Here is a 1,327-nt window from a genome sequence, read left to right as displayed (position 1 = left end):
CTCTACCGACGTCACACGCGCCAGCGCCGATGCGGGCTTCAACTCGTCGTCGCGGCTGTACGAGAGCGTGGCGGGCGAGCTGGGCATGAAGCCGTCGGCGTTCCGGCGCAAGGGCGCGGGCCTGACGATCCGCTTCGCGAACGCGGCCACGCCGCTTGGCCGCGTGCTGATCGCGGCCACCGAAAAAGGCATCTGCCGCATCGCATTCGGCGACGACGGCGACGCGCTCACGGCCAGCCTGCGCGCCGACTTCGAAAACGCACATTGCGTCGAAGACGCCGCCGCGCTCGCGCCCTTCGTCGCGCAGATCGACGCCTATCTGCACGGCCGACGCGAGCGCTTCGAGCTGCCGCTCGACGTCGCGCCGACGGCGTTCCAGCAGCGCGTCTGGGATGCGCTCCAGCACATTCCCTACGGCGAGACGCGCAGCTACACGCAGATCGCCGAGGCGCTGGGCGCGCCGCGCGCGGTGCGGGCGGTGGCGAGCGCCTGCGCGTCGAACCCGGTGGCGCTGGCGATTCCGTGCCATCGCGTCGTGCAGAAGGGCGGCTCGCTCGCGGGTTATCGCTGGGGCATCACGCGCAAGGCTGCGCTGCTCGATGCGGAAGCGCGCGCGGGCGAAGTGCGCGCCGATCCGGCACAATCGAGCGCGAAATCGCCCGAAAAGACCTCGCAGAAGCCCCGCGCGAAACGCGCGCCTGCCACGCCGGAGACCGCCGCTTGAGCGCCGTCCAGTCGACCTCGAAAAAAGCCACGCCGACGCCGCCCAAAGCGGCGTCCGGCATCGAACCCGCCACGCACACCGCCACGCTCGAACTGCCGTTTCGCGCGCCCTACGACTGGCCGCGCGTGCTGCGCTTTTTCGGCGGCCGCGCGACGCCGGGCGTCGAAGCGGTCGAGGACGGCGCGTGGCTGCGCGCGATCGACTTTCAGGGCGCGAGCGGCACGCTCGTCGTGCGCCGCCACACGCGCAAGCGCTGCCTCGTCGTGCAGATCGACGGACCCGTGAGCGCGCACGCGCAGGCGCTCGCCGCGCCGCTCTCGCGCATGTTCGATCTTCAAGCCGATACGGCGACGATCGGCGCGCATCTCGCGCAAGATCCGTGGCTCGCGCCGCTCGTCGAAGCGGTGCCGGGGCTGCGCGTGCCCGGCGCGTGGTCGGGATTCGAGCTCGTGGTGCGCGCGATCGTCGGGCAACAGGTGAGCGTGAAAGCGGCGACGACCATCATCGGGCGACTGGTCCAACGCGTGGGCGAGCGCATCGAAGGGCATCCGCACGCCCACACCGCGTGGCGTTTTCCGACGCCCGACGCGCTCGGCGCCGCCG

At 71.8% G+C, this 1,327-nt stretch carries 2 protein-coding genes; both read left to right on the top strand.

The window, feature by feature from the left end:
* Positions 1 to 724 (top strand): methylated-DNA--[protein]-cysteine S-methyltransferase (locus G3N97_RS38745; protein ID WP_205997989.1); only part of this gene is annotated, 724 nt, incomplete at its 5' end.
* Between the two features lie 59 nt (positions 725 to 783).
* The coding region (locus tag G3N97_RS38740; RefSeq protein WP_205997990.1) for an AlkA N-terminal domain-containing protein at positions 784 to 1,327 on the top strand (544 nt) is incomplete at its 3' end.

Source organism: Paraburkholderia sp. Ac-20347, assembly GCF_017104805.1.
GTDB classification, from domain to species: Bacteria; Pseudomonadota; Gammaproteobacteria; order Burkholderiales; family Burkholderiaceae; genus Paraburkholderia; species Paraburkholderia tropica.
Note: the sequence above shows the minus strand (reverse complement) of the source record. Positions and strands in the feature narration are given on the sequence as shown.